The sequence below is a fragment of the Trichocoleus sp. FACHB-90 genome (assembly GCF_014695505.1).
In the GTDB taxonomy this organism is placed as follows: Bacteria; Cyanobacteriota; Cyanobacteriia; order Cyanobacteriales; family FACHB-T130; genus Funiculus; species Funiculus sociatus.
The window spans coordinates 46975-53500 of sequence record NZ_JACJOK010000082.1 but is presented as its reverse complement, the minus strand read 5'-3'; the positions used below and the strand labels follow the sequence as shown (position 1 = coordinate 53500).

The 6526-nt window shown below is 47.1% G+C and carries 11 protein-coding genes and 1 pseudogene; 6 read left to right on the top strand and 6 right to left on the bottom strand.

Annotated elements, in window-relative coordinates:
- Window positions 1-172: 172 nt before the first annotated feature.
- Window positions 173-730: pseudogene (locus H6F74_RS24830) on the top strand (transposase); the annotation flags it as partial.
- 101 nt (window positions 731-831) lie between these two features.
- Window positions 832-1302, top strand: coding sequence for a hypothetical protein (locus H6F74_RS24825; protein ID WP_190444809.1), 471 nt, complete (start codon window positions 832-834; stop codon window positions 1300-1302).
- A gap of 158 nt (window positions 1303-1460) precedes the next feature.
- Here the strand turns inward: H6F74_RS24825 and H6F74_RS24820 are convergent, their stop codons facing one another.
- The 3 genes from H6F74_RS24820 to H6F74_RS24810 all read right to left on the bottom strand — a co-directional run bounded on the left by H6F74_RS24820 (window position 1461) and on the right by H6F74_RS24810 (window position 2390).
- Window positions 1461-1793, bottom strand: a complete 333-nt coding sequence (locus H6F74_RS24820; RefSeq protein WP_190444808.1) for a DUF5615 family PIN-like protein — start codon at window positions 1791-1793, stop codon at window positions 1461-1463.
- Between the two features lies 1 nt (window position 1794).
- Entirely contained in the window at window positions 1795-2013 is a 219-nt protein-coding gene (locus tag H6F74_RS24815) for a DUF433 domain-containing protein (RefSeq protein WP_190444807.1), read from the bottom strand.
- A 188-nt stretch (window positions 2014-2201) separates the two neighbouring features.
- The gene (locus H6F74_RS24810) at window positions 2202-2390 is read right to left on the bottom strand and encodes a hypothetical protein (protein WP_190444806.1); all 189 of its coding nucleotides are present in this window, start codon (window positions 2388-2390) and stop codon (window positions 2202-2204) included.
- Window positions 2391-2430: 40 nt separating this feature from the next.
- Between H6F74_RS24810 and H6F74_RS24805 the strand changes: the two genes are divergently transcribed.
- Window positions 2431-2712, top strand: a complete 282-nt coding sequence (locus H6F74_RS24805; protein ID WP_190444805.1) for an antibiotic biosynthesis monooxygenase — start codon at window positions 2431-2433, stop codon at window positions 2710-2712.
- 211 nt (window positions 2713-2923) lie between these two features.
- Here the strand turns inward: H6F74_RS24805 and H6F74_RS30725 are convergent, their stop codons facing one another.
- Complete coding sequence (locus H6F74_RS30725; protein WP_277875864.1) at window positions 2924-3055, bottom strand: hypothetical protein; 132 nt, start codon at window positions 3053-3055, stop codon at window positions 2924-2926.
- Complete coding sequence (locus tag H6F74_RS24800; protein ID WP_190444804.1) at window positions 3052-3912, bottom strand: MBL fold metallo-hydrolase; 861 nt, start codon at window positions 3910-3912, stop codon at window positions 3052-3054. Before H6F74_RS24800 ends, H6F74_RS30725 begins: the two co-directional genes overlap by 4 nt.
- Here H6F74_RS24800 and H6F74_RS24795 point away from each other — a divergent pair.
- The gene (locus H6F74_RS24795; protein WP_190444815.1) at window positions 3814-4035 is read left to right on the top strand and encodes a hypothetical protein; all 222 of its coding nucleotides are present in this window, start codon (window positions 3814-3816) and stop codon (window positions 4033-4035) included. The genes H6F74_RS24800 and H6F74_RS24795 overlap by 99 nt on opposite strands.
- 20 nt (window positions 4036-4055) lie before the next feature.
- On the opposite strand, the gene H6F74_RS24790 is transcribed toward H6F74_RS24795, so the two are convergent.
- The gene (locus tag H6F74_RS24790; protein ID WP_190412917.1) at window positions 4056-4859 is read right to left on the bottom strand and encodes an SDR family NAD(P)-dependent oxidoreductase; all 804 of its coding nucleotides are present in this window, start codon (window positions 4857-4859) and stop codon (window positions 4056-4058) included.
- Window positions 4860-4943: 84 nt separating this feature from the next.
- Here H6F74_RS24790 and H6F74_RS24785 point away from each other — a divergent pair, with 84 nt between their 5' ends.
- Complete coding sequence (locus H6F74_RS24785) at window positions 4944-5129, top strand: hypothetical protein (RefSeq protein ID WP_190444803.1); 186 nt, start codon at window positions 4944-4946, stop codon at window positions 5127-5129.
- Between the two features lie 564 nt (window positions 5130-5693).
- Window positions 5694-6500, top strand: a complete 807-nt coding sequence (locus tag H6F74_RS24780) for an intradiol ring-cleavage dioxygenase (protein WP_190444802.1) — start codon at window positions 5694-5696, stop codon at window positions 6498-6500.
- Window positions 6501-6526: the final 26 nt, after the last annotated feature.

Here is a 6526-nt window from a genome sequence, read left to right as displayed (position 1 = left end):
GATGCTTTGGTTTTGCTTTTCTTGTTCTCAAATCCTGATGGCATTACTCGAACCTTGCCTCTTGATGGATTAAATCTTACCCTAGCCCGAATAGTGCTACTTTCAACCCAACTTTGCCGCTCAGGTAAGTCCGCTTGTCAATAGGGTTTGAGACGCGCTAACCCTGAGAGCCGTCTTAATGGATAGTTGGTATGCCACAAATAAATTGATGTTATATATTGATGACTTAGGTAAATATTATTATTGCCCTCTCAAACGTAATCGACTTGTTGATGATACAGGCAAGGAAAAAGATTATCAGAAAATTGAATTATTATCTTGGGATAAAGAGGAGTTAGAATCAGGTAAAATAGTTAAAATAAAAAAGTTTCCAGGGACAAAAAAAGTGAAACTATTCCGGGTGACTGTCTCTACCGATAGAACGGATTTTATCGCTACAAACGATTTATCTCAAGACTCGACGGACGTTGTACAAAAAGTGTGTAAGGTGCGTTGGAAGGTTGAGGAGTTTCATAGAGAATTAAAGCAATTGACAGGTATTGAATCATGCCAATGTCGCAAGGGACGGATTCAAAGAAACCACGTTGCCTGTGCTATTTTAGTCTGGCTTAGGCTTAAAAATTTAGCTTATCAAAGTGGACAAACAATTTACCTTCTTAAGCATGGATTGTTGTCAAATTACTTAGTTCAACAACTAAAACGTCCGGACATTCCCATGTTTATTGTTTAGTTTTTGGGTACTTGGCGAGAGTGCAAGCGCCATTGCTTGTGACAGTTGCGTAAGTCCTGCAACTAAAGAACCTTGTGCCTTCCCAGAAGCTGGAAAAGACAATGAATTACACTCGGCTGGAATACATCAAAAATGTCAATAATCTTAATGAACCCGACAAGTGGGCGTATGAAGACTACCCCCTTGGATCTTATTTCCAATTGAACTTCAAAGAGAGTACGGGTATAGAGTCTCATGCTTTGAAGCTACCAAAAGGAGCGCTCATCATTCTTTCCCAAAAGCCAGTTGCGAATGAGCGGTGTCTAACGCACGTAGTTGAACTGGTCAATGAAGGAAGTGAAGATGAATCTCAATGGAAACTGCGTGAATGGGGCATTTTCAGATGGGTTAAGGTACGTTGGGTTGTTCCTGACTTCAGCGATCCTCATCGTATTCCCCTCGATAAAGATGTCATGAAAGCAGAGTGGGGGTGGTACGATACCAAAGCAAAATTGTTAACCAGTCCAGGCCTGATGTCTCAGTGGAACAACATCGAAAGTCTGAGAACGCATTTAGAGACAGTGTTTAGGTAATAGCTGGGCTGAATGAGTGTTTAGTTATTGTACGCGGCGGTCTAACAATTCCAATGCAGCTTTCTGTCGTTCGGCGCGATCGCTCTGCGGTAGGGACACAGCCTAAAGCTCATTCACATCTCAAAGTCGCCGTCACAAATATAATTAGTAGAGAGAGCTTAAAGGGAGAGGATGCTAATGATATTGCAGGAATTGCAAAAGCAGGCATTACATAAAATAGCTAAAACCTCTGGTGCTAAAGGCTTCAAATCTGCCAAACGATTGGATGGTGCTTGCAAAACAATTACCGCGATATTGAACTGTGGCAGATTCTGTTGAAACGACAAGTTGCGATCGACTGTGATGAAAACATCAAACTCTGCTTCTGCAAGGGCAAGAAGTTCACCATTCTTTACTCCCGCCCATCCCATTTGTGGAACTGTTTTCACCTCGTAGTCAACAAATTCTCTAGAAAATTTGCGATCAATACACTCATCAAACAGGAGCTTCATGCTACGCTACTATGCCAAAAAGCTGTTTTTCCGCCTCTTCCAGTAAGGCGATGACCTGCTCTCTGGTCACAGTTGGAAACCCATCTAAAAAATCGTCAATGGATTCTCCTGCTTTGAGATAGTCTAAAAGCGTCTGCACAGGAACTCTAGTACCAGCAAAAACTGGGGTACTGCCCATAATCTCAGGGGATGCGCTAATAATTAGAGAGTCTTTAAGCATAAGTCTTTGACCTCCGGGTTCCGTACTCAATAGTTTATCAATTCTCATGAGACAGAACCCTCTAGAAAGGAGTCAGTTCTGGACTTGACCTTAAACATCAAATCAGGGACTAACTGGGCATAGTTTTCTGTTGTTGGGCGCGATCGCTCTACTTTTGCTTCTTCAATCAATCTGACTGACCCAGAACTTCATGAATGATGAATTTTCAAGTTCTGGGAGTCGCTGGACTGGTCGGCGAACGCTTTAAACTCCATAGCATCGTGGCTACAGAAGAGGCGCACGTCATTATTGCGATCGCGCGATAACGCCCGCAGCCGATCTTGATTGTGGAGCGTCGCCTCGCGATTCACTACTACCAACACCAATGTCCCAAGCATCGGTTAGGTTAATAAAGAAACACTACTAGCTAGATAAATTATGCAATACGTGTTAATTATCCATGAAGTTGAAGACTACGAGTTGTGGAAGAAGGTTTTTGACAATGCATCCGACATAAGAAGGGAAGCTGGAGAAAGGTCGTATCAGGTCTTAAAGTATGAAAGCGATCCCAACAAAGTGGTGCATTTCTCATCGTGGACATCGATAGACGATGCCAAGCGTTTTTTTGAATCTCCTAAACTCATTAGAATCAGAGCTGAAGCCGGAGTAAAGGCTCCTGATTTCATATACTTGGAGCAACTAGAGTCGGGTACTTTGTAGGATCGTGTAGTAGGAATTCCCTACAAGTCTGTCTGCGTTGCTATGACACAAATCCAACTCGCCTATCCCAAAATTCCACTAAGGAAGGACGAGGATTCATGAGTTGATACAGCACGATCGTTCAATGGTAGTAATGAAGATCGGCTTTTCCTAGTCACGATTGCAGAGTTTGGCGATAGCGAAGCGCAGATCGCGTTGTTATGCCTTGCACTCATGGCATAACTCGTGTTTTGGACTTGACCTCAAACATCAAATTGGGGGCTAACTGAGCATAGCCTCCTGTTGTTTTGCGCGATCGCTCTAGTTCTGCTTCTTCAATCAATCTGACTGACGCAGACTTCATGAATGATGAATTTTCAAGTTCTGGGAGTCGCTGGACTGGTCGGCGAACGCTTTGAACTCCATAGCATCGTGACTACAGAAGAGGCGCACGTCGTTACTGCGATCGCGCGATAATGCACGCAGCCGATCTTGATTGTGGAGCCTCGCCTCGCGATCCACCTCCATCATCCATTGGTAGAAACGCAGTCCCGGCGTGCAGCGTGGATCAGAGGAGTCCATTTCGTGTCGGTAAAAGTAGGCATCGCCTGCATTCAAGAGCCAACCCTCTGGTGTCTGGATAGCAACGCCAGCATGACCCCGCGTGTGACCAGCAAGCGGAATTAAGAGAATCTCTGGCGGTAGTCCGTCGAGATCGCGCACAGCCTGGAAGCCGAACCAGGGTTCGCCACCCGGCGAATAGAACTTCCAGCGTTTCACCTCGTCCCACTGCTCTGGACGATAGCGCTGGCTGGTAATGAAGCCGTGCCGATCCTGCGCTGCGTCAATTTCAGTCTGCATTACGTGTACGATTGCTTCAGGGAAATCCTCCAGCCCGCCAGCATGATCGAAATCGAGGTGGGTAAGCACAATATGGCGCACGTCGCGTGCGGAAAATCCTAGTTGCTCGACCTGAGCGATCGCTGTGTACTTGCGATCGAACTGGATACCATTGAAATGAATAAAAAACGGGCTGAGTCGCGCGTAAGGCGAGTTGACATCGCGTAGACCAAAGCCAGTATCGATCAGAACGAGTCCCTGGTTGGTCTCGACAAGCAGACAGTGACAGACGAGGCGAGCCGTCAAACCGCGACTGAAGCCATCGAAGAGCGCCCCACCGACCGGACACATACAGCCACAATTGAGATGATGAATGTGCATGAGTGTTTTGCTTTAAACTACTTTTTGCCTACGGGTATTGATGTCTGCACCTCATTCGACGCTTGCATTTGCTCAGGTCGGTATGAGAATGCCTGCCAAAACGCCTTTACATACAACAGATGATCAGGAAGGCACTGCGTGCGTTACTTGTTAGCCGACTCAGACTCAGTCATCTGACGATGCAGTTCAGCCTTGAGCGTATCAGGCAAAACCTTGCTTACATTGCCCTGAATCTTCGTCAGGAGTGAACCAGCGATGATGTGATCCTTGCCTGCCATTAGGGCATCGAAACCCTGTTTGGCGACTTCAGCCGGGTCATCATTCTGTTTTGTACCCACCGTGGTGTCGTCCATTCCCGCACGATGGAAGAAGTTGGTATCGGTTGGCCCAGGCATGAGTGAGGTAACGGTGACGCCTGTATCCTTTAACTCGTTGCGTAACGCTTCCGAGAAGGAGTGTACAAATGCTTTGGAAGCCGCGTAGACTGCTTCAAATGGCCCTGGCATGATGGCAGCAATTGACGAACTGAAGAGGATTCGACCCTTGCCGCGCTCGACCATATCTTTCACTACCCGTTTGGCGAGATGCACAGATGAAACGACGTTCAGGTTGATGAGATTCAGCTCGTCCTTTAGATCCGTCTCGCGGGCGAAATCACCGCCGACACCAACCCCTGCATTTATCGCGATCGCATCTACCGATCTGCCAGTCGCCTTAATTTGGTTATAGAGTGTCTCAACACCGTCATAAGTAGCAAGATCAGCCTGCACCGTCTCGACCTTGGCACCCAGTCCTTCAAAGGTTTGAGCGGCTTCATCGATACTCGATCCGGTGGCTGTCACAAGGAGATCAAAGCCATTTTGGGCGAACTGTTTGGCAAGCTCGTAACCGATGCCCTTGGAGGCACCTGTCACGACAGCCAGAGGTCGGTTCGACGAACTGTTCATAACCATTTAAACTCCTGTAGGACTTCTCCACGCTAGAAAAGCTATGGATTGTGCTTCTTTCTCGCTAGCAGACAGTCTGCGCGAATGCGATCGCAACTCTTACTAATCCTAGGAAGACATCTGTGCGATCGCGTCTTTCCAAGGAAGTATGGCTGTTGTGTGTTTGAGGTTACTTTTCTGGAGTTCACGCGATCGCCTGCGGTTCAGATACCCGGCTTTTTAGAGAAGTCGGGTATCTCGCGTTCACTAGCTCAGATTACAAAACTGTAATTTAGATGAAGGGCAAGCTGTAATTTTGGTTGAGCTTAATTGAATCTATATACGAATGGCACTGGCATAAGAGCCTTGAAATAAATTTCAGGCTCAAAGCTTAAGTAAGCTAAAGCTTACTTAATCAGCCTTTCAACCCGTTTTAACGGGTTTTAGCTTTTAGCCCAAACTTTAGTTCAGGGCTTAAGTCAGTGCCATTCAACTATAGACACGTTTCTAGATTCAACCGAAGGAGAAAGCTTGTGATAAATACCCGCCGACTGTTAGCAGCGATCGCGATTCCTGGGGTGATATCTCATGTTGATATCTTGCGCCAGTCACAATAAGCCCTGGCGATTAGAAATCGCAGCTAAACAAACCAAGTCCGCCTGCGCGGACTATAGAAACGTGAATGAAATTTCGCGTCTCTAAATTTAAAGGGTTTTGAAACCCGCGCAGGCGGGTTTTGTGTGTGTAGACGCGGTTTCAACCGCCCAGTTGATTAAGACAAATCAAAGGTTTTGTGTGTAGACGTGGCTTCAACCGCCCAGGTAAATTGCGATAATTCTATTGGGAGCAGATGAAATGAAAAAAGACCGTGCAAAAAGAATTCCCGTAGCCTCCATGCTGAAGCGGCGAGAGGTGCTTGGCTTCATCGGGGGAACTGCCGCCGTATCGCTTATTGGATGCTGGCGCGGACATTCTACCTCAGCAAAGCCGACAGGTACATCAACTCAGACACTGAATCGGATAGCGAAGCGAAGCGCGACGACTTCGTCGTTCGCGCAAACTCCGACCTGCGTGGTGAAACCCCAGCAGACGGAAGGGCCATATTTTGTCGATGAGAAGCTTAACCGTTCTGATATCCGCTCAGATCCATCGAACGGTGCGGTAAAGCAGGGAGTACCGTTGCGTTTGGTGTTTCGTGTCTCTGGGATTGATGGTAGCGCCTGTACACCTTTGAGGGGTGCGACTGTAGACGTTTGGCATTGCGACGCGCTGGGCGTATATTCGGATGTTCGAGACTTCAACGGGGATACGCAAGGGCAGAAGTTCCTGCGCGGCTATCAGGTGACGGATGCAAATGGAACCGTCGAGTTCGTAACGATCTACCCTGGTTGGTATCCAGGCAGAACGGTTCACATTCACTTCAAGATTCGCACCGATTCTGCGTCCGGGAGGGATTCTGAGTTTACCTCGCAGCTTTACTTCGACGATGCTCTCACGGCTCGAATTTATGCACAGTCTCCCTATGCAACTAAGGGACAACCCACCCAGAGGAACGATGGAGATGGAATCTTTCAAGATGGTGGTGAAGAACTAATGCTTCAGCTAACCCAAGATGCACAAGGCTACGCGGGTACGTTCGATATTGGGATTCAGATGACTTGAACTATTGCATATTACTCAAGAGCGAT